Source organism: Streptomyces sp. NPDC001536 (genome assembly GCF_042894505.1).
Taxonomy (GTDB): Bacteria; Actinomycetota; Actinomycetes; order Streptomycetales; family Streptomycetaceae; genus Streptomyces.
This window is the reverse complement of the sequence record NZ_JBIAVQ010000003.1, coordinates 801,700-821,224: the sequence shown is the minus strand read 5'-3', so window position 1 is coordinate 821,224 and position 19,525 is coordinate 801,700. Positions and strand designations below refer to the sequence as shown.

13 protein-coding genes, 4 tRNA genes and 1 pseudogene are annotated in these 19,525 nt (G+C 69.0%); 10 read left to right on the top strand and 8 right to left on the bottom strand.

The features are described 5' to 3' along the window. Positions 1 to 99 precede the first annotated feature (99 nt). Together ribA and ACFY0U_RS12745 are read left to right on the top strand one after the other, a co-directional pair. Positions 100 to 741 (top strand): GTP cyclohydrolase II, encoded by a 642-nt coding sequence (ribA, locus tag ACFY0U_RS12750; RefSeq protein WP_388634215.1) that lies wholly within the window; start codon positions 100 to 102, stop codon positions 739 to 741. A 76-nt stretch (positions 742 to 817) separates the two neighbouring features. After that, positions 818 to 3,019 carry an MMPL family transporter gene (locus ACFY0U_RS12745; protein WP_388634213.1) on the top strand — a complete coding sequence of 734 codons (2,202 nt, stop codon included), beginning with the start codon at positions 818 to 820 and terminating at the stop codon, positions 3,017 to 3,019. A gap of 42 nt (positions 3,020 to 3,061) precedes the next feature. Here ACFY0U_RS12745 and ACFY0U_RS12740 read toward each other — a convergent pair whose 3' ends face one another. Continuing rightward, positions 3,062 to 3,715 (bottom strand): response regulator, encoded by a 654-nt coding sequence (locus ACFY0U_RS12740; RefSeq protein WP_388634210.1) that lies wholly within the window; start codon positions 3,713 to 3,715, stop codon positions 3,062 to 3,064. Next, entirely contained in the window at positions 3,703 to 4,857 is a 1,155-nt protein-coding gene (locus ACFY0U_RS12735; protein ID WP_388634207.1) for a histidine kinase, read from the bottom strand. Before ACFY0U_RS12735 ends, ACFY0U_RS12740 begins: the two co-directional genes overlap by 13 nt. Positions 4,858 to 5,072: 215 nt before the next feature. On the opposite strand from ACFY0U_RS12735, the gene ACFY0U_RS12730 reads away from it, so the two are divergent. Next, a complete protein-coding gene (locus ACFY0U_RS12730; RefSeq protein WP_388634204.1) occupies positions 5,073 to 5,699 on the top strand; it encodes a restriction endonuclease in 627 nt (208 codons plus the stop codon). Positions 5,700 to 6,091: 392 nt separating this feature from the next. Here the strand turns inward: ACFY0U_RS12730 and ACFY0U_RS12725 are convergent, their stop codons facing one another. After that, complete coding sequence (locus tag ACFY0U_RS12725; protein ID WP_388634203.1) at positions 6,092 to 9,283, bottom strand: type ISP restriction/modification enzyme; 3,192 nt, start codon at positions 9,281 to 9,283, stop codon at positions 6,092 to 6,094. A 252-nt stretch (positions 9,284 to 9,535) separates the two neighbouring features. On the opposite strand from ACFY0U_RS12725, the pseudogene ACFY0U_RS12720 reads away from it, so the two are divergent. After that, positions 9,536 to 10,113: pseudogene (locus ACFY0U_RS12720) on the top strand (site-specific integrase); the annotation flags it as partial. On the opposite strand, the gene ACFY0U_RS12715 reads toward ACFY0U_RS12720, so the two are convergent. From ACFY0U_RS12715 to ACFY0U_RS12695, 5 genes are all read right to left on the bottom strand, one after another. After that, complete coding sequence (locus ACFY0U_RS12715) at positions 10,110 to 11,567, bottom strand: hypothetical protein (protein WP_388634202.1); 1,458 nt, start codon at positions 11,565 to 11,567, stop codon at positions 10,110 to 10,112. The pseudogene ACFY0U_RS12720 and the gene ACFY0U_RS12715 overlap by 4 nt on opposite strands. A gap of 270 nt (positions 11,568 to 11,837) precedes the next feature. Next, positions 11,838 to 11,910: transfer RNA gene (locus ACFY0U_RS12710), tRNA-Lys, on the bottom strand. Between the two features lie 109 nt (positions 11,911 to 12,019). Further along, the gene (locus ACFY0U_RS12705; RefSeq protein WP_388634200.1) at positions 12,020 to 13,555 is read right to left on the bottom strand and encodes an amino acid permease; all 1,536 of its coding nucleotides are present in this window, start codon (positions 13,553 to 13,555) and stop codon (positions 12,020 to 12,022) included. Between the two features lie 143 nt (positions 13,556 to 13,698). Further along, entirely contained in the window at positions 13,699 to 15,846 is a 2,148-nt protein-coding gene (locus ACFY0U_RS12700; RefSeq protein WP_388634197.1) for a DEAD/DEAH box helicase, read from the bottom strand. Between the two features lie 281 nt (positions 15,847 to 16,127). Continuing rightward, positions 16,128 to 16,646, bottom strand: coding sequence for a hypothetical protein (locus ACFY0U_RS12695; protein WP_388634194.1), 519 nt, complete (start codon positions 16,644 to 16,646; stop codon positions 16,128 to 16,130). A 127-nt stretch (positions 16,647 to 16,773) separates the two neighbouring features. Between ACFY0U_RS12695 and ACFY0U_RS12690 the strand changes: the two genes are divergently transcribed. The 6 genes from ACFY0U_RS12690 (at position 16,774) to ACFY0U_RS12665 (ending at position 19,499) form a co-directional block, all read left to right on the top strand. Continuing rightward, positions 16,774 to 17,124, top strand: coding sequence for a metallopeptidase family protein (locus ACFY0U_RS12690; protein WP_046259656.1), 351 nt, complete (start codon positions 16,774 to 16,776; stop codon positions 17,122 to 17,124). A gap of 73 nt (positions 17,125 to 17,197) precedes the next feature. Continuing rightward, the gene (locus ACFY0U_RS12685) at positions 17,198 to 18,781 is read left to right on the top strand and encodes a metallophosphoesterase (protein WP_388634190.1); all 1,584 of its coding nucleotides are present in this window, start codon (positions 17,198 to 17,200) and stop codon (positions 18,779 to 18,781) included. Between the two features lie 79 nt (positions 18,782 to 18,860). Beyond that, a tRNA-Glu gene (locus ACFY0U_RS12680) sits at positions 18,861 to 18,933 on the top strand. A gap of 38 nt (positions 18,934 to 18,971) precedes the next feature. Continuing rightward, positions 18,972 to 19,046: transfer RNA gene (locus ACFY0U_RS12675), tRNA-Asp, on the top strand. Positions 19,047 to 19,068: 22 nt separating this feature from the next. Further along, positions 19,069 to 19,142 (top strand) — tRNA-Phe (locus ACFY0U_RS12670). Positions 19,143 to 19,202: 60 nt separating this feature from the next. Next, the gene (locus tag ACFY0U_RS12665) at positions 19,203 to 19,499 is read left to right on the top strand and encodes a hypothetical protein (protein WP_388634188.1); all 297 of its coding nucleotides are present in this window, start codon (positions 19,203 to 19,205) and stop codon (positions 19,497 to 19,499) included. The last annotated feature ends 26 nt before the right edge of the window (positions 19,500 to 19,525 follow it).

Sequence of the window (19,525 nt, the reverse complement as noted above, 5' to 3'; positions counted from 1 at the left end):
ACAAACCCGTTGCTTCAAATTTAAAGCATGAGGTAGGGTCTCCCCTCGTAGACCTGCTTCAAATCTGAAGCAGATATGCCTGAGGACCGGAGTACCCGCATGACCGACATCCCCGCCGCAACCCAGCGCTCCCGTGTCCGCGTGCCGCTCCGCTTCGGGGACGGCTACCGCGTCGACTCCGAGCTGGTCACCTTCCACGGGCTGGTCGACGGCCAGGAGCACGTGGCGGTCGTCCTCGGCGACCCGGCCCCCGGCACCGTCCCGCTGGTCCGGCTGCACTCCGAGTGCCTCACCGGTGACGTCTTCGGCTCGGCCCGCTGCGACTGCGGCCCGCAGCTGCGCGAGGCGGTCGAGCGGATAGCCGAGCGCGGCGGCGTCCTGCTGTACCTGCGCCAGGAGGGCCGCGGCATCGGCCTCTACAACAAGCTCGACGCGTACGCCCTCCAGGACCAGGGCCTGGACACCTACGCCGCCAACACCGCGCTGGGCCTGCCCGAGGACGACCGCGACTACACGGCGGCCGCGCAGATGCTGAAGGCCCTGGGGATCGAGTCGCTGGACCTCCTGTCCAACAACCCCGACAAGGCGGGCCAGTTGCGCGAGCTCGGCATCGACGTCCACGACCGGGTGCCGACCGGTGTCTTCACCACCGCGCACAACGTCCGCTACCTGCGGGCGAAGGTCCTCCAGACCCAGCACACGCTGCCGCTGGGCGAGTTGACGGAGCTCAGCGCCGGCTGAGGGTGTAGCCCGCTCCACCACGGTCCGGGTGAGTGCTCCCTCGTGACGGGGAGCGGCCGACGGAATCGTCTTCCGCATGGCTACTCTCCTTTTTCACCTGGGCCGCGCGTCCTTCCGTTTCCGGTGGTTCGTCGTCCTGTTGTGGGTGGCGGTGCTGGGCGCCGCGGGCTTCGCCGCCTCCAAGGCGCCCACCCCCGCCGACGAGGGCTTCACGATGCCCGGCATCGAGTCCCAGAAGGCGTTCGACCTGATGGAGGAGCGTTTCCCGGGGGCCGCGGCCGACGGGGCGAGCGCCCGGATCGTGTTCATCGCGCCGAGCGGTGAGAAGGTCACCGCCGCCGGCAACAAGGCGGCCGTCGAGAGACTCGTCCACTCCTCCGCCGACGGCTCCCAGGTCGCCTCCGCCGTCGACCCGTTCCAGGCCAAGGCCGTCAGCGAGGACGGTACGACGGCGTACGCGACGGTCTCCTTCAGCGCCACCGCCGACGACCTCACCGACGCCTCCAAGAGCCACCTCGAATCCGCCATCGACCAGGCCCGGGACGCCGGGCTGACCGTCGAGGTCGGCGGTGACGCCCTGGCCACCAAGCCCTCGGCGGGCGGCGCGGCCGAGGTGATCGGCATCGCGATCGCGGCCGTGGTCCTGCTCATCACCTTCGGCTCGCTGGCCGCCGCCGGGCTCCCGCTGCTGACCGCGGTCATCGGCGTCGGCATCAGCATGACCGGCATCCTGGCCCTGTCCGAGACCTTGGGCCTGTCCGCGAACACCGGCACGCTCGCCACCATGCTGGGCCTGGCCTGCGGCATCGACTACGCCCTGTTCGTCGTCTCCCGCTACCGCGAGGAGCGCGCCAAGGGCCGCGAGCCGAGGGAGGCGGCCGGACTCGCCGCCGGTACGGCCGGTTCCGCGGTGGTGTTCGCGGGGCTCACCGTCGTCATCGCGCTCGCCGGCCTCTGGGTCGTCGGCATCCCGATGCTCACCAAGATGGGGCTGGCCGCGGCCGGTGCGGTCCTCGTCGGCGTGCTGATCTGTCTGACGCTGGTCCCGGCGCTACTGGGCTTCTGGCCGAACGCCGTGCTCTCGCGCGGCGCCCGCCGCGACTCCCCGCGCCACCGCCGCAAGCAGCTGAGGACGGAGAACGGCGGCTCCCGCTGGGCGAAGCTCGTCGTACGCCACCCCCTGCCCGTCCTCCTCCTCGGCGTGGTCGGCCTGGGCGCCATGGCCACCCCCGTCCTGGACCTCCAGCTGGGCATGCCGGGCGACGAGGCGAAGGCCACCTCCACCACCGAGCGCCGGGCCTACGACGCCCTGGCCGAGGGCTTCGGACCCGGCTTCAACGGCCCGCTGTCGATCGCGGTGGACGCGCGGGGCGCCGCCGACCCGAAGGCGGCCGTGGCCACCGTCTCGAAGGAGATAGCCGCCACCGACGGAGTCGTCTCCGTCTCCCCCGCCCGGTTCAACCAGGCCGGCGACACCGCGGTCTTCTCCGCGACCCCGTCCACCGCCCCGACCGACGCGAAGACGCAGGACCTCGTCAAGACGATCCGCGGCGAGCGCTCGGGCATCGAGTCGACGTCGGGCGTCAGCTACGAGGTGACCGGTCGGACCGCGCTGAACATCGACATCGCCGAGAAGGTCCAGGCGTCCCTGCTGCCGTATCTGGCGGTCGTGGTCGGCCTCGCGATCGTGCTGCTCCTGCTGGTCTTCCGCTCCCTGCTCGTCCCGCTCAAGGCCGCCTTCGGCTTCCTGCTCTCGGTGCTCGCCGCCCTCGGCGCGGTCGTCGCGGTCTTCCAGCAGGGCCACGGCGCGGAACTGCTGGGCGTGGAGTCCACCGGCCCGATCATGAGCATGATGCCGATCTTCCTGGTGGGCATCGTCTTCGGCCTTGCGATGGACTACGAGGTCTTCCTCGTCTCCCGGATGCGCGAGGCGTACGTCCACGGCGACGCCCCCAAGCAGGCGATCGTCTCCGGATTCCGGCACAGCGCCCGGGTCGTGGTGGCCGCCGCGCTCATCATGATCGCCGTCTTCTCCGGGTTCATCGGGGCCGGCGAGTCCATGATCAAGATGATCGGCTTCGGGCTCGCGATCGCGGTCCTCTTCGACGCCTTCGTGGTCCGCATGGCGATCGTCCCGGCGATCCTCGCCCTGCTGGGCCACAGGGCCTGGTCCCTGCCGCGCTGGCTGGACCTCATGCTCCCGGACATCGACGTGGAGGGCGAGAAGCTGAACCGGAAGCGGGCGGTGGCCGACCGTGTTCCGGAACCGGTGAGCTGAGTACGGCGATGCCGGGCCCTTCCCGTCGGAAGGGCCCGGCATTCATGCCTGGGGGGTGTGCGCCAGATACGCCAGCACGGCCAGCACCCGGCGGTGGCCGCTGTCGCTCGGCGGGAGGCCCAGCTTCAGGAAGACGTTGCCGATGTGCTTGTGGACGGCACGTTCGGTGACGACCAGGGTCCTGGCGATGGTCGCGTTGTCGTGGCCCTCCGCCATGAGCTTGAGGGTCTCGCGCTCGCGGGGCGTGAGGGAGTCCAGCGGGGTGTTCTTACGGCGGGTCAGCAGCTCGGTGACGACCTCGGGGTCCAGCGCCGTACCGCCGCCCGCGACCCGTTCCAGGGCGTCGAGGAACTCGTCGACCCGGCCCACCCGGTCCTTGAGCAGATAGCCGATCCCGCTCGTACCGCCGCCCAGGAGCTCGGCGGCGTAGGACTCCTCGACGTACTGCGAGAGCACCAGCACCGGCAGCCCGGGGATCTCCTTGCGGGCCTCCAGCGCGGCCCGCAGCCCCTCGTCGCGGAAACCGGGCGGCATCCGTACGTCGAGGACGGCGATGTCCGGTCGGTGCTCCAGGAGGGCGGGCATGACCTCGGGGCCGGTGCCGGCGACGGCCACCACCTCGTGCCCGGCCGAGGTCAGCAACAGGACGAGGCCCTCCCGCAGCAGGGCGTTGTCCTCGGCGATCACCACACGCACGGCAGCTCCACTTCGATCACGGTCGGCCCCCCGACGGGGCTCGACACGTCCACGGTCCCGTCGAGCGCGGCGACCCTGCGCCGCATGCCGAGCAGTCCGGAACCCGCGCTCTCGTCGGCCCCGCCCCGGCCCTCCACATCGCTGACCCGCACCCGCAGCCCGCGCTTGGTGCGCGCGAGCCTGACGTCGGCCCGGGGCGAACCACTGTATTTGGCGGCGTTGGTGAGGGATTCGGCGACCACGAAGTAGGCGGCGGCCTCGACGGCGGCGGGCGCCCGGACGCTCTTCTCCATCCCGCCGTCGTCGATGGCGACCTGGAGCCCGCTGCTGGCGGCCAGCGCCCGCACGGCGCCCACGAGCCCCCGGTCGGTCAGGATCGGCGGGTGGATGCCGCGCACGACGTTCCGCAGCTCCGTCAGCGCCTGCTCGGCCTGGTCCTGGGCCTCGTCCAGCAGCTTGCGGGCGGTGTCCGGGTCACGGTCGTAGGCCCGCTTGGCGAGCCCGATACGCATGGACAGCGCGACCAGGTTCGCCTGGGCGCCGTCGTGCAAGTCCCTTTCGATACGGCGCAGTTCGGCGCCGTGCGCGGCGATGGCGTCGGCACGGGTGGCGGCCAGCTCCTCGACCCGGCGGGTCAACCGCGCCTTCGGGGACGGCTTGAGCAGCGCGGTCGACCAGTCGGCCTCCAGGTCCGCGACCTTCACGATGAGGGGCAGCACGACCGGCTCCCGGCGCAACAGCCCCGCCCACACGCCGTCGACGACGAGCCCGAGGGGCCACAGCGGCAGCGCGACGAAGAGCAGGGCGCCGTAGAGGTAGTACGCCACCATCCAGCGGAAGTCGGTCAGCGTGCCGGGGTCCTTGAGGGCGGTACGGATCCGCTCCCGGACCGTCCCGGTCAGCGGCTGGTACGCCTCGGGGATCCGCACGCCCGTCCACGAGGCCGTCAGCTGCCGCTTGGCCCCGGCGATCCGCCGTATGAGCAGCACCGTCTCGGGCAGCAGCCAGGCGCCGACCACCACGAGCGTGCCGATGGCGGTGATCAGCAGCACGGTGACGAAGATCCACACACCGAACGCCATCGCGGCGGCCAGCAGGAGGTGGCCGGTGGCCCTCGCGGCCCGCCGCACGGTCTTCCACATGGGGGCAGGCTAGATGACCAGGGTGCCGGGAGACGGTGGAGCAGGCTCCACTGCTCGGGTGCAGCCTGCTCCACCCTCCCGGGGCGGCGGGACGGCGGGGAGGCGCACGCCCCGGGCGCGAGTAGACACCGGAAAGGGCTGTTCCCCGACATAAGGGCCACCCCTGCCGCGTCCCGGTGGTAGATCTCTCCACCTGGCACACCTTGGGGGGATCCATGCGCGCGCCCACACGCGACCTCGTCCGACCGTCCGAACCGATCGGAGCCGCCGGCTGCCTCTACGCGGCCGCCGCCCTCGTCCTGCTCCCTGCGGCACTCCTCGCCTGGGCCGACGGAAACGGCGCGGGCGCCGTCTTCATCCTCCTGCTCCTCGCGGGCGGCGGCCTCGCACTCGGCAAGCGCCGGGCCAGGCAGGCCGCGGAGCGCCATCGCGTGCGCACCCTGCGGTCCACGGAGGTGGCGCGCTACCACGCCATGGGTCCAAGGGAGTTCGAGCACGCCGTCGCGTTCCTGTGCGAGCGCGACGGCTGCCTCGGGGTCCGGGTGGTGGGGGGCGCCGGCGATCTGGGCGCCGACGTCGTCGCCGACGCCCCCGACGGGCGGCGCGTCGTCATCCAGTGCAAGCGCTACGGCCCGACCACCAAGGTGGGCAGCCCGGACCTCCATCGGTTCGGCGGCACTTGCTACAGCGTCCACGGCGCCCAGGTCGCCGCCGTCGTCACCACGTCCGTGTTCACCAAGCCCGCGGCCCAGTACGCGTCCGGCACCGGCATCCGCCTCTTCGACGAGCCCGCCCTCGCCGCCTGGGCCACCCGCACCGGCCCGCCGCCGTGGGGGCCGTAGCACCCGAAAGCCTCCGGGAACGCCGAAACCCCCACCTCAGAACGGTCTGACGCGGGGGTCCAGTGCGTAGGCCCTGTGGGACTCGAACCCACAGGGTTCCGGGCGGTTCTTCAGTGTCCGGAACGACCTGGTCAAGACTCATCCGATGATCGCCAGTCTGTCAGGTGTCGGCCCGTGCCAACCTGTCCGCTCACGCATCGCTCACGCAAAAGAGGTCGGCTGAGCAGCACGTTCAGCAGCGACGTAGGTGCGGCGCTACTGTTTCTGGCGGTTGCAGTCCCAGCACGCTCCGGGGTGGGAGCGAACTCGTACCCGATCAGGTCTAGCCGAGTCGCAGGTTCGCAACGACTTGGACCAGTCGCACGTAGTTCTGCGGCCGGCCGCTCCGTCGCTTACAGGTCGAACAGTGCGTCGCCTGCGTCCGATGTCGCCTTCAGCGCCTTGGTTGCCTCTGCGGGAACAGGAAGGATCCCCACTGTGGTCAGGTCCGTCACCGTGATCAGTGGGCCCACGCACACCTCATTGAAAAGGCTGGCCTGTGCTGGCTCCTCGCGCACGAGCAGGCCGAGGACATTCAGCAACTCCAGCAGTTCCGTTGTCCATGAGGGAAGCCAGCGCGGAGCTACCTCGTGGTCCAGTTCGAGGCGTCGCTTGCCGACGGGGTTCCTCCGTCGATAGCCGAACCACTTGTCGAGAACATTCATCCCGGACACTTCGTAGTCCCGAACCGCGTGAGGCACCGGGCTGATCCGTCCACTGCCGATCCACAGATCCTGTGTCACCGGGTCGTACGCCAGCTTCTCCGGCATGGCTTCCGCATCATCCGGGATCTCCGCGACGCATCGAGGTCGGTCGCGGGGTAGCAGCACCCTGCCGTACGGCCTCCCGGCTGTCTCGTCGGCGTACCGCTCGCCGTAGGTGTGTAGCCACAGAACTCGCTGACCGATGGCAACCGCCTGCTCCCATAAGCAAAGGTCAGCAGTGAAGGGTATCCGCGCGCCGGGGACTTCGAGGTCCTCTTGGAATCGAGCTGTGTACTCCGGGTGGGACGCGATCGCGGCGATGTAGGCCAGTAGGTCTTCAGCGACGACGGGTATGCCGAGCCGCCCCGAGAGCAAGGGGAGCAGACCGGGCATGACGTTGGGCAACGTGCCGGCGGCGTTGCGGTAGAGGGGACGGGCGCAACCACTGCGGTTGTTGAAGTAGTGCATGTCGGGAATGAGAGCGCTGAAGACCAGCGCCGGACCGTTGACCACGGGGTGGGCGTTCTGCTCAACGGTGTAGATCTGTCGTTCGCTGCGGACTCGCCAAAGGTCAGCTCTGCCTCGCTCCATCAACCGGCTGTCCGGCAACACGTATTGCCGATCGAACGAGCGAAACCCAATGCGCACCGTTTGAGGGTTTGTCCTGTGCTCGGCGGCGAGCGGTATCCGCCCGTGAGACTCAACTCCTGGAAGGGGCGGGACATTGTCTGCAGGCGTTCGCTCACCAGAGCGTCCGAGCATCTCGGCTCGTCTCTCGGTATCCGCGGCGAGTAGGCGGTGCCACCGTTTATGAAGTGTCTCCTCGTCCGGTGCGTAGACCCACATGCGCCCAGGCGTGACGCCACGCGATGACCACGGCATCAGATCTCTCAGGTGCGGGCAGGACTCCCACAGGTCGCTGCCCGGTGGCAGGAAGGCATCCGTCTCGCCCGTGGCGCACTCACGCCATTCGGGGTCGTCGAGCCTGAGCGTCGTCAGGCCTTCGATCTTCTCGTCGCGACGCCCGCCGACCTTGAGGTGTCTTACCTTTGCAGTCTGCCGGTCTGTCCGTGGCCTGGGGCTGTCCCGCCATCGCACAAAGATCGCGATGCACAACTCCTGGGCGACCTCGGGGAAGAGCCGGGTCGCGACATCCGCGCGGTGGCCCTCCGGGGACAGGTCGACGATCCAGCCTTCGTCAGCGGTTTCGCGTAGATAGCGCCGCATGCCGGCGAACGCCCGCCCCTTGAGCCATGCCTTCGGCGTGATCAGCGCGACCACACCGAATGGCACGTCGTCGTGTGCGTCGAAGACCTTCCAGGTGGCCCAGCGCCAGAAGTAGACGTAGAGGTTGGCGATCTTCGACTCGTACCTACCGTTGCCAGGTTGCCGAAAGACCTCCAGCGGGGCCGGGATGTCCGCCTCAGGCTCCCCTCGTTCCACCCACTTGCCAGCGCCCCGTTTCACGGCGTCGTGAGGCGGGTTGCCCATGACGACCATGACACGCTCGTCCCGCTTGACCTGGTTGGCCTGGCGGCGGGATTCCGCGAGCGCCCGGTAGGTGTGGGGGATCCAGTTGAACTCGGCTGTCGGGCTGTCCAGGGCATCAGCCACCAACAGCCTGAGTCCCTGGGCGGGGGCCGCGGACCCGTACTGCTTGAGCAAGGCGTGCATGCGTAGTTCCGCGACAGCGAACGGACCGACCTGCATCTCGAAACCGACCAGCCGACGCCCCACCATCTCTCGCAAACGTGGGCCCACCGCGCCTGGGCCCTCTGCCTCGGCGATGGTCTCGGCAGCCAGCTCCAGCGCCGACAGGAGGAAGGTGCCGGTGCCCATGGCTGGGTCGACAAGGACCACATCGGGAGAAGCGAAGCCGGATGGGATACGGAAACCCTCCCGTTTCAGGACGTCCTCGACGAGCCGCGCCATGGCCGAGACGACGCCGCGCGGCGTGTAGTACGAGCCTGTGCGTATCCGCAGGTCCGGGTCGTAGATCTGGAGAAAGTGTTCGTACAGCAGGAAGTAGGCGTCCCCGGTGCCATCGTCCAGCACGTCCCACCTGACCGCGCCGATGACACGAAGCAATGTGTTCAGCGTGGTGGACAGGCCAGCAACGGAGTCGCCCGCCAAGACATCCAGGGCCTGTCCCATCAACGAGTGCTTCTTGCCGAGCTTCGTGGCGATCTCATGCACAGTCTCGCCTTCGAAATTGATCTCCTCAACCCTGGCGAGCAGCAGTGCGAACACCACTGCCTGACCGTATTGCTCGACGAACTGGGCGTCGGTTGCTTCCGGAAACAGCAGGTGTCGCCAGTCCTTGGCGAGTGTCGTGAATGCCGGTGGACGTCGACGGCTCTTCTCCTGCGCGATCGCTTCTCCGACCTCTTCCGACAGAAGTTGGCAGAGTCCGGCGACTGCTCGGATGAGCTGACTCGTGGTGCGAGGTGTCTGCGGCTCCCAGGTCAGGAACCCGCGTAGCACCCGCGCGAGTGTCCCGTCGGCCGGGGTAAGCCGGGATCCAGAGGTGAGAACCGAGCCCTTCATGTGGGCCACTTCACCAACCCGTTGGCCCTCTTGGTGGACGGAGAATTCGTTCCCGTCACAGAGCAGAACGTTGTTGAGCAGCCGGAGTTTTGCCCACTGTTCGGCATTGCGGCCTGTGTAGACGGACGGGTCGGCCTGGGTGCCCGGCTTCTTGAGCTCGATGTAACCGACGAGGGCGCCTCCGACCTCAACGGCATAGTCCGGGCGGGCTCCCATGTCGACAAGTGGGACTTCGCCAATGAGAGTGACTTCCAGACCCAGGCCACGGCATATGGACCGGATCATGTTCTCCATCGGTCCCCGGAGCTGGTCTTCCTGCCACCCACTGCCTCTCAGCTTTGGCGTGACTTCCGCCCCAAACGTCGACACGGCGGCCTGCACTGCCTGCTCGAAGCTGTCATCGACCCTGCGACGGGACCCCATACCGCCCCCATTCCCAAGGCGGGCAGAACCGGCCGACGTCAAGTCAGTGCGGTCACCTGCCGCACCGTGCTCCCCGTCGGGGCCGGACTTTTCCGGCCCTCGCAGTTCCATGACCGTAGAAGGGGAGCGCGGGGCGCATGGAGGGTGCATGCAGGGGCGCACAGAAGCACCCAGGACTGGTACGAAATCGACCTCGCCGCCGGCCTCATCACTCCAGCCAACGAGACCGTGGTGGACGACTGGGACACCTACGAGTCCGAACCGAAGACGGACGGCAGCGCGAACACGATCGCGCTCGACAGCCTGACCATCGCCAGCCTGCGCGACCACAAGGCCCACCAGGAGAAGGAACGCGCCAAGTGGGGCACTGTCTGGCAGAGCACCGGCAAGGTGTTCACCAAGGAGGACTGCTCCTGGTTTCACCGGAGGCGGTCTCCGAGACCTTCCGCCGCGGCCTCGCCACCACCGACCTGCCGCCCATCATCCTGCGGGACCTACGCCATGTCCCCGCAACTCTCACGCACGGAGGCGGCGGCGACATCCACGCGGCAAAGGAGACTCAGCGGCACTCCACCATCACGCTGCCCTCGGACACATACACGAGCCTGCTCCCGGAGCTGGACCGTGAGATTGCCGAGAAGGCCGCGGCTCTGGTCCCTCGGGCCGCCGCGCTGAGGGCTGCTAAACCGCGAGCAACCTAGTGGCTGGACCCACGGAAGGCGAGGATCAAGCGAACGGTCAGCTCCTGGGCAAGCTCGCTGGTGCGGCCGACGAGCATCGCGGCGGCGACCGCTTCATCCGGATCGGTCCTCACCGGATTGTTGCCCCTGTGTGAGAGCGTGGCTCGATTGGGATCGACCGTGCTGAGTCGCCCAATCATCACCATCATCGGTTTCTCGATGCCGACCGCCGGCGCAAAGGCGGAAGCCGTCGGTACCTCGACAGCCTCCAGTAGCGACAGCAGAGCGGTGATTCGCTCCTGAGTGTGCTCCTCGTCGAGCACGGAGGCGATTCCCGGCTGCGGCAGGGCCTCCCAAGCACTCCGCTGGCCGGACCGAGTGATCGCCAGCCCAGCTGATCGCCCGTGGCGATCCACCACAGATGCCATCGTCATCTCGGCACTGTCGTGCGCCTCAACGTGCTCGGTGTTCGAGAAAAACCCGGCGGCGCGGCCGAGGCTCACCAACTCATCGGCCAACTCCCGCATACGGGTCGCAGTAACCTTGCTCGTCATCAAAACGGGCGCCAAGTGGACCTCCAGCAAGGAGGGACCGCTGGTGTAGGCACTCGACGGCACGATGTCCCTGTACCAAGCCACGCTGGCGGGCTGATCGAGAGGTTGCCAGATCAGCTCGTCCGCGGGCTCTTCGGAAGCAGCCGATTTCGGGCGCAAGTCCGCATTGGCGGGTTTGAACTGAGCGATCACTTCCGCCAGGAAGAGAGCCGCGTGCTGTGCTCCGGCTTCCTGCATGCCGGCACCGTCGGTGCTCTGCTTGGTTCCGTTCGCCATGTCACTGATCCCACGAACCAAAAGGAAGGGAACCCCCGCCTTGGTAGCGGCATTGGCGAAACCTGCGCCTTCCATCTCCACAGCCACGGCGTCGTTGAAGTTCTGGTCCAAGAGGACTCGGGACGGCGACCCTGCCGGAGCGTCCAGCACCAGGTCGCCAGCCGCGATGGGCTTGAAATGCACCTGGGTCGCGTCTCGTTCCATTTCCCGCAGTCGCCCCCGCCAGTCATCCACGCTATCGACGTGCATGGCCACCTGCTGAAGGTGATGGGTGGTTTCCCAGCTGCGGGGACGTCCCTTGAAGCCTCCCGTGCTCTCCTTACCCCCGTGGTACGCGTACACCTCAGAAGCCACGACCACGTCGCCTGGGGAGACATCGAGCTTGAGCGACCCTGCGATACCGACAAAGAAGACGGCCTGCGGACGTACAAAATTGATGGCCCGCTCGGTGATCACCGCCGCGGAGTCGTTCCCCGGTCCGGTGGCGGCCAGATAGACCGTCCAGGACGTACCAGGGAGCCGGCCTCGCTCGAACACCGTTCCCGCTTGGTCGACTCTCTCAAGCCCCTCCAACAGGCGACGTACTGCCCTACGCTCCAAGGGCAATGCCGTCAGCACGACGAGTGTGTCCTCAGATGCGTCCATGACCGCCCCCTTGCCGCCACCGCTGTGCGCGGCTCGCGCTCATACCGTAGATCCAGTGAGCCTCGCCGAAGCGGGTGGTCATCGGCGTGTCGTCACGCCGAGCAGATCGCCCATCAACTGTCGCAGCGATGTTCCTCGGCTTGCACCCTCGAACATCCGCTCACGCATCGCTCACGCACAGCCCCGAAAACGACTCAGCGCCCGAGCCAGCCGAAGCCGACCCGGACGCTGCGTAGCAGGTCAGAGGGCATATCCCCCACCTACAACCCGTAGGCCCTGTGGGACTCGAACCCACAACCAATGGATTAAAAGTCCACTGCTCTGCCAATTGAGCTAAGGGCCCAGGCGATGTTGCCTCCCCGAGCATAGCCGGACGCGGCCGAGTCTCCGATCGGGTATCGGTGACACGGCCGCGCCGGAGGGGACGGGGTGAGCGGAAGTCGACCCAAAGATCACGGATCGACCGGTTCAGGCGCCCCCTTGCGCGCCGCCTCACGGGCCCGTGTCCGCTCGTGGTCGGGGTTGAGGAACCAGTGCCGGGCCGAGGCCAGCCACCAGGCCGCCGCGAAGCCCAGGACCGCGAGGACGGCGATCGGCGCGTAGTTGAAGGTCTCCCAGGTGACCGGGGAGACCTGCGGCAGCATGAAGAGGACCGTGATCACGCCGACCCACACCACCGACACCACACCGATCACCCGGGACCAACGGCCCAGATGCCACGGCCCGCGCTCGAAGGCCTCGCCCTTGCGCAGTCGCAGCAGCGTCGGGATGACGTAGGCGATGTACAGCCCGATCACCGCCACCGACGTCACCGCCGCGTAGGCCGTGTAGTTGATCAGGTACGGCAGCCCCAGGACCAGCGCCCCCGTCGCCGCCAGCCACACCGCCGCGACCGGTGTCCGGGTGCGCGGGCTGACCGTGTGCCAGATGTGCGAGAACGGCAGCGCGCCGTCCCGCGAGAAGGCGTAGATCATGCGGCTGTTGGCCGTCACCGAGGCCATCCCGCAGAACAGCTGCGCCCCGATCACGACGAGCAGCAGCAGCTTGCCGGCGGTCGCGCCGAGCGCGTCCAGGAGGATCTGGGCCGGGGGCGCGCCCGTCGAGGAGTTCAGCGCCCCGTCGTAGGACTGGATGGCGAAGGTGAAGCCGAGCAGCAGCACGAAGCCGGCGATCCACGACGTCCAGATCGACTGCACGATCCCCTTCGGGCCGGCCGTCGACGCGTCGTGGGTCTCCTCGGTCATATGGGCGGAGGCGTCGTAGCCGGTGAAGGTGTACTGGGCCATCAGCAGACCCAGCGCGACGACGTAGACCCCGCTGCCCCAGCCCGTGTTGTTGACGAACTCCGTGAACACGAAGGACGCGGACTGGTGCTTGTCCGGTACGAAGGTCAGCGCGCCGACGATCACCGCCACGCCCACCACGTGCCACCACACGCTGACGCTGTTGAGGATCGCGACAATCCGCACCCCGAAGGTGTTCAGCAGACCGTGCAGCACGAGGATGCCCGCGAACAGCAGGATCGTCCGGCCCGGTGTCACCTCGAAGTCGAACTGGAGGTTCAGGTACGCGCCGAGGAAGGACGCGGCGCCGAAGTCGATGCCGGCGGTCACCGCGACCTGGCCGAGCACGTTGAACCAGCCCGTGAACCACGCCCAGGCGGCCGCGGTCCGGCTGGGGGCGAGCTGGTGCGCCCAGAAGTACAGGCCTGCCGACGTCGGGTACGCCGAACAGATCTCGGCCATCGACAACCCGACGAACAGCGTCATCAGACCGACCGCGACCCAGCCCCAGATCATCACCGAGGGGCCGCCGGTGTTCATCCCGAACAGGTACAGCGTCAGACATCCCGACAGCACCGAGATGATCGTGAAGGAGACCGCGTAGTTGGAGAACGCCGACATGCGGCGGGCCAGAACCTGCGTGTAGCCGAGCTGGGCAAGCCGTTCTTCGTCCGACAGCCCACTCTTTATGTCGTCACCTGTCATGCCCCCAGCAATTCCCCTGCCGGGGGCGTGACACACGTCACAACTTGGCTAGAAAGTGCCGCTCACGAGAAGGGCTCCCCCCAACGACAGAGCGCCGTGGTCCCCGGAGCGGGGACCACGGCGCTCGGCCTGCTTATTTACCGTCAGCCGTTGCGCTTCCAGCGCGGCTTGTCGTCGCGGCGGCCGAAGGAGGAGCCGGAGCCGGTGCCGGTGCCGCGGTGGTCGTCACGACGGCCGGACGGACGCTCGTGGCCGCCGGCGCGGAAGCCCGGGCGGTCGTCGCGGCGGTCGCGGTTGAAGGGACGGTCGCTGCCACGGTGTCCACCGCGCTCGTCGCGACGCTCGAAGGAACGGCCGGCCGGGCGGTCGGAGGGACGGTCGTCGCGGCGGAAGCCCGGGCGGTCGTTGTCACGACGCTCGAACCCACGGCCACCGCGGTCGTCACGACGCTCGAAGGAACGGCCACCACGGTCGTCCCGACGGTCGTCACGCCGGAAGCCACCACGGTCGTTGTCACGACGCTCGAAGCCACCACGCTCGCCACGGTCACGGTTGAACCCACCGCGCTCGTCACGACGCTCGAAGGAACGGCCACCACGGTCATCGCGGCGGTCGTCACGGCGGAAGCCCGGACGGTCGTTGTCACGACGCTCGAACCCACGGCCACCACGGTCGTCACGACGCTCGAAGGAACGGCCACCACGGTCGTCCCGACGGTCGTCACGGCGGAAGCCACCACGGTCGCCACGGTCGTTGTCCCGACGCTCACGGCGCTCGTACGTCGACGGGGCCTCGGCCCGGTCGACGTCCTGTGCCACCGGCTGCTCGGGCACGGAGACCTCGACGGCCTCCGCGGCCACCGCGGCCTGCGCCTCGGCCACCGCGGCCTCCGGGTCCTCGCCACGCTCACGGGCGGCCCGGGCGACGAGACGGTCGGACTCCTCGCGCAGCTCGGTCGCGCGACGCTGCGCCCGCTCCAGCTGCTTGGTGAGGGAGGCGACCTCGCGCTCGGCCTGCTGCGCGGCGTTGCCCGCGGACTCGGCCTGGACCTCGGTCATCGACCGGGCGCCGGTGATCTCGGCGACCTCGGGGTCGAAGGCGGCGCCGCCCTGGATGATGTGACGCCCGGCGTCGACGCCCGCGTCCTCCATGAGGCGGAAGATCTGGCGGCGCTGGTGCGGCAGGGACAGCGACACGACGGTGCCGGTGCGGCCGGCGCGGGCCGTACGGCCGGCGCGGTGCAGGTAGTCCTTGTGGTCACCGGCCGGGTCCACGTTGAGGACCAGGTCGATGCCGTCGACGTGGATACCGCGGGCGGCGACGTCGGTGGCGACCAGCGCGTTGACGTAGCCGTCCTTGAAGTCGGCCAGGACGCGGGTACGGGCACCCTGCGTCATGCCGCCGTGCAGCGCGTCGGCCTTCACACCGGCCTCGACGAGCTGCTCGGCGATACGGTCGGCGCCCAGCTGGGTGCGGACGAAGATGATCGTGCGGCCCTTGCGGGAGGCGATGGCCGCGGTGACCGGCGCCTTGTCCTTGGGCTTCACGATGAGGATGTGGTGCGACATCGTGGTGACGTTGCCCTGGGCGCTGTCGACCTCGTGCGTGACCGGGTCGCTCAGGTAGCGCTTGACCAGCGTGGAGATCTCGTTCTCCATCGTGGCGGAGAACAGCATCCGCTGGCCGCCCGCCGGGACCTGGTCGAGCAGCTCGGTGACCTCGGGCAGGAAGCCCAGGTCGGACATCTGGTCGGCCTCGTCGAGGACGGCGACCTCGACGTGCTCCAGGGAGCAGGCGCCGCGGTTGATGATGTCGCGCAGCCGGCCCGGGGTGGCGACGAGGACGTCGACGCCGCGCTCCAGGGCGTAGATCTGGTTGCCCATGGACGTACCGCCGCAGACGACCTTCATCTTCAGGCCGAGGACGTCGCCGTAGGGCTGGAGGGCGTCCGCCACCTGCATGGCGAGCTCACGGGTCGGGGTGAGGATGACCGCGCGGGGCTTGTGCTTCTCGGTGCGGCCGCCGGCCAGTCGGGCCAGGGTCGGCAGACCGAAGGAGAGGGTCTTGCCGGAGCCGGTGCGGCCACGGCCGAGGATGTCCTTGCCGGCCAGGGCGTCCGGGATGGTCGCGGCCTGGATCGGGAAGGGGGTGGTCACGCCGTTCTGCGCGAGCTTGCGCACGACGCCCTCGGGGAGACCGAGCGTGGCGAAGGTGACCTCGGGGGTCTCCTCCACGATCTCGTTCTCGCCGTTCTCGGGCATGACGGCGTGATCAGAACTGGAAATGGACATGCGTATGCGAAACCTTCCGGAGTCTCGTCGGCACGCGCCCGTCAACTCCGTGATTTCGCAATACGACCGCCTCTATGCGGTCAGCCACGGCAAGGGAGAGAACGCGCCACACGGCGCGCTCTGCGTTGGCGCCGGGCAAATGGGATCAAACGATCTACCACCATACGCACCCACCACCCCCGAAGGCAAACCCGGTCCCATTGACGTACGTCACACACCCCGCCAGACCCCGGGCCGGCCCAGTGAGCAACCCCACAACCGGGCTGCCCGCCCTGCCCCCCCTACGCCGGCGTCCCCGCCGCGGGTGCCGGTTCGCGTTGGGTCAGTTGGGGCTCGGTGCCCGGGTGGGCGGACGAGGAAGGCTCGGCGGCCGTGGGGGTCGGGGAGGGGGGGTCCGGGGTGGGGGTGGGGGTCGGGGTCGGCTCGGGGGGTTTCGTCGGGGTGGGCGGGGGCTTGGTCGGGGTCGGTTGGGGCTTATCCGTCTTGCCGGGCTTGACGTCCGCCGAGGGCGACGCGCTCTCCCCGGCCGACTCCGAGGCGGAGGGCGACGCCGACTCCCCCGCCTTCCCCTTGCCCTTCTTCTTCCCGTGCTTGCCGTCGGCCCCGGCGACCCCGTACCCATCGCCCCCGCCCGACACCGCCGAGCCGCCGTCCGGCGCCTCCCCGCCCCGCTGCCCGGCGGAGTGCGACGGCTTGGCGCTCTTGCCGCCGTCGTCGTCGCCCACACTCATACAGCCGGCGGCAGCGGCGACCGCCATCACCGTGGCGGCCAGACGGACAGGTACGTACAAGGGGCGCACGGGCAGCCACCTCCGAGGGCGGTCGAAAGAGTCAACCCGTTCAACTCCCGCCGCCCACAAGAGGACACGCGCGAGACCCACCCGCACCCGCCTCCGCTCCGGGCCCCCCGTCCCCGACAATGTCCCTGTGCTGGAGATGACGCGCGAAGCCTTCGAAGAACTCGTGAGCCAGGCCCTGGACCAGATCCCGCCCGAGCTGACCCGGGTCATGGACAACGTCGCCGTGTTCGTCGAGGACGAACCTCCCGCCGACGACCCCGAACTGCTGGGCCTCTACGAGGGCACCCCGCTCACCGACCGCGGCGAGTGGTACGCCGGGGTGCTGCCCGACCGCATCTCGATCTACATGGGCCCGACCCTGCGCTTCTGCGAGACCGAGGACGACGTGGTGCACGAGGTCGCCGTGACCGTGATCCACGAGATCGCCCACCACTTCGGCATCGACGACGAGCGCCTCCACGAACTGGGCTGGGGCTGACCGGGGGCACCCGGCCCGCCGCCCTCCGCAACGGAACCGCATACCAACCCCCGCACTTGGGCATACGGGACCAATGGCCCGCGTCCCCGCCGCAGTCCTGAACGTCCTGGTCCGCCTACGCCGCTCACCACGCACCCTCGCCCGCCACTACCGCACCCGCCGCCCCCTGCCGACGCTGGAGCTCGTCCACCAGCCGCACCCATGGGGCCGGGCCCTCGGGCTGGTGGCCGTCGTGCTGCTCGGGGCCTGGCTGGGCCTGCTGATCGTCGGCAATGTCCGCACCCCCGTCGGCCCCATGAACACGACGATGACCCTGCGCCCGTCCTTCACCGGCGGCACGAAGATCAACGTCTCCCCGCTGGGCGCCCTCCAGCTGGACAGCCACCACGCCCCCGTCCGCCTGGACGTCAACGTCGACCAGCTCGACCCGGTCCGCTCCCAGGCCCTGGTCGACCACCCCGAACGCCTCTCCGGGCTCCAGGAGGAGGTCGCCCAGGACGTCGAGCACGGCACCCTCGACCTGGCCGTACGGTCCTGCGTCGCCGTCGTCGTGGGCGCCACCGCCCTCGGTCTCGCCGTCTACCGCCGCCCCCGCCGCGCCCTCGCCGCCGGCGGCCTCGCCCTCGGCCTGCTCGCCGCGTCCGGCGGGTCGGCGTACGCCACCTGGAACCCCGACTCCGTCCTGGAGCCGAAGTTCTCCGGCCTGCTCTCCTCGGCCCCGTCCCTGGTCGGCAACGCGCGCAGCATCGTCACCGAATTCGACGTCTACCAGCGGGAGTTGGCCCGACTCGTCACCAATGTGACGAAGCTGTACGACGTCACCTCCACCCTTCCGGCCTTCCAGCCCGATCCGACGACCATCCGCGTCCTGCACGTCTCGGACATCCATCTGAACCCGGCGAGCTGGAAGATCATCACCTCGCTGGTGGAGCAGTACCAGGTCAACGTCATCGTCGACACCGGCGACACCATGGACCACGGCACGGCCGCCGAGAACGGCTTCCTCGATCCGATCGAGGACCTGGGAGCGCCGTATGTGTGGGTGCGCGGCAATCACGACTCGCGCGTCACCCAGCGCTACATGGAGGGCCTGAAGAACGTGCACGTCCTCGACGACGGGCGGGCCGAGACCGTCGCCGGGCTGCGGTTCGCCGGTCTCGGCGACCCCCAGTTCACCCCCGACCGCAGCGAGAAACCCGGCGCCGACGAGTCCCAGGAGGCCGCGGGCAGCCGTCTCGCCGCCGCCCTGCGCGACTGGACGACCGCCGGGAAGCCGGTCGACGTCGCCATGGTGCACGAGCCGTCGGCCGCCCGGGAGGTCGACGGATCGGTGCCGATGGTGCTCTCCGGTCACCTCCACCACCAGGAGATGGAGGTCATGAAGCTCGGCACCCGGCTGCGGATCGAGGGCTCCACCGGCGGCAGCGGGCTGCGTGCGGTGGAGGGGAAGTACCCGGACCCGATCGAGGCCTCGATCCTCTACTTCGACCGCGACTCCCGGCGCCTCCAGGCCTGGGACGAGATCAAACTCGGCGGGCTCGGTCTGACGACGGCCGAGGTCAGCCGCCACCTGCCGGAGGAGAACCTGCCGGGCGCGACTCCCACTCCCAGCCCCACCCCGACGCCGTCTCCCACCCCGTCCGAGAGCGCTCCTTAAACCGTTTTGGCGATACCTCCCGGCATCCCATATGCTTCTCACGTCCCCGACGCGCTGCGAAGCGCAAGGCGGGCCGATAGCCCTCATCGTCTAGCGGCCTAGGACGCCGCCCTTTCAAGGCGGTAGCACGGGTTCGAATCCCGTTGGGGGCACGCAACACCGTGTGCGACACTGTTCGCACACAAAGCCTGGTCCTGTGGAGCAGTTTGGAGTGCTCGCCACCCTGTCAAGGTGGAGGCCGCGGGTTCAAATCCCGTCAGGACCGCTGAGATTCCTCGGAATCTCTCGGCTGGGTAGCTCAGTTGGTACGAGCGACCGCCTGAAAAGCGGTAGGTCGCCGGTTCGACCCCGGCCCCAGCCACAGCAAAAGCCCCGATCTTCGGATCGGGGCTTTGTTGTACACAGGGGCACAGGGGGAACGATGAGTCACGAAGACGGTCTGGAGCTGGCCCGGGCCCGATACGGCCTGTTCGCGGTGGTGCTCAGCAATCTGGCGATCGTCACCGTCGCGGTCGTCGGGGTCTGGCGGCTCGACGGCGACAAGGCGGTGATCGTCGGTGTCCTCACCGCCGCCTTCACCGCGGTCAGCAGCATGACCACCGCCTACCTGGGCATCAAGGCCGTCTCCAACACCGCCAAGTCCATCGCCCTGAGCGAGGCCCGCGGGCGCGAACTGACCCAGAAGCAGGCCTCGCCCCCGGCCCAGCGGATCTCGTAGCCCGGCCACGCCACGGCCCGGGACAA

What these genes read in the sequence shown, in the direction of transcription:
- ribA (WP_388634215.1), top strand. Translation starts at nt 100, where the DNA reads ATGACCGACATCCCCGCCGCAACCCAGCGCTCCCGTGTCCGCGTGCCG.
- ACFY0U_RS12745 (WP_388634213.1), top strand. Translation starts at nt 818, where the DNA reads ATGGCTACTCTCCTTTTTCACCTGGGCCGCGCGTCCTTCCGTTTCCGG.
- ACFY0U_RS12735 (WP_388634207.1), bottom strand. Translation starts at nt 4,857, where the DNA reads ATGTGGAAGACCGTGCGGCGGGCCGCGAGGGCCACCGGCCACCTCCTG.
- ACFY0U_RS12730 (WP_388634204.1), top strand. Translation starts at nt 5,073, where the DNA reads ATGCGCGCGCCCACACGCGACCTCGTCCGACCGTCCGAACCGATCGGA.
- ACFY0U_RS12725 (WP_388634203.1), bottom strand. Translation starts at nt 9,283, where the DNA reads ATGGAGAACATGATCCGGTCCATATGCCGTGGCCTGGGTCTGGAAGTC.
- ACFY0U_RS12715 (WP_388634202.1), bottom strand. Translation starts at nt 11,567, where the DNA reads ATGGACGCATCTGAGGACACACTCGTCGTGCTGACGGCATTGCCCTTG.
- ACFY0U_RS12705 (WP_388634200.1), bottom strand. Translation starts at nt 13,555, where the DNA reads ATGACAGGTGACGACATAAAGAGTGGGCTGTCGGACGAAGAACGGCTT.
- ACFY0U_RS12700 (WP_388634197.1), bottom strand. Translation starts at nt 15,846, where the DNA reads ATGTCCATTTCCAGTTCTGATCACGCCGTCATGCCCGAGAACGGCGAG.
- ACFY0U_RS12685 (WP_388634190.1), top strand. Translation starts at nt 17,198, where the DNA reads ATGGCCCGCGTCCCCGCCGCAGTCCTGAACGTCCTGGTCCGCCTACGC.
- ACFY0U_RS12665 (WP_388634188.1), top strand. Translation starts at nt 19,203, where the DNA reads ATGAGTCACGAAGACGGTCTGGAGCTGGCCCGGGCCCGATACGGCCTG.